Raw genomic sequence first — 596 nt, 5'->3', positions numbered from 1 at the left:
GGAGCGTAGGCTCAATCCTTGGCCTTGCATCAGCATCAAGGCGACCCGTTCGTCAGTGGTTAAATGCGTATAGGTTCTCATGGCAACACTCTATCTCAGTTGTTGCACTTGGTCCTTGAGACCACCGACCCTGCTCGCCGTGACGGAGATCCTAGCAATGCCGGGCTAGGCCTGGCGATTACGAGGTCAATAATTTCCGCGCACAATGGCGAAATTTGGTGCACGTCCAAGGAGAGTGCGACTGCTTTTCACCTGAGTTTTCCTAAGGCTGTCAGTCAGCAAGGTTGATTTCTCCGAGGTTTCTAGAGCTTCTCACGCTAACAATAAGCAGTTAATAGCCCCTAGTTTAGTAGACACCTCTAGGCCTTATAACCAAGGCTCCCATAGAGGGCTGCAAATACTGACGGGCCACTGAACCTTGGACGAGGTCAGATGATTCATTAGCATGACTTAGTATGCACTCAATGAAAGGGCGGTTGCAGGAGCTGAGTGCAACACGGTTATTGAATTGACGCAGGAGCATCATATTGCATAGCCAAGGCTTTCTGCATCACTTCGCTCATGACTTCGATAGGACATTTGAAATCGAAGCGCTT

At 49.7% G+C, this 596-nt stretch carries 1 pseudogene; it reads left to right on the top strand.

Annotated features, from left to right (window positions below):
• Window positions 1-126: 126 nt before the first annotated feature.
• Window positions 127-288: pseudogene (locus tag H4J77_RS19840) on the top strand (ATP-binding protein); the annotation flags it as partial.
• Between the last annotated feature and the right edge of the window lie 308 nt (window positions 289-596).

The sequence above is a fragment of the Pseudomonas sp. 5Ae-yellow genome, assembly GCF_014077575.1.
Classification (GTDB): Bacteria; Pseudomonadota; Gammaproteobacteria; order Pseudomonadales; family Pseudomonadaceae; genus Halopseudomonas; species Halopseudomonas neustonica.
This window is presented reverse-complemented; position numbering and strand designations above follow the sequence as displayed.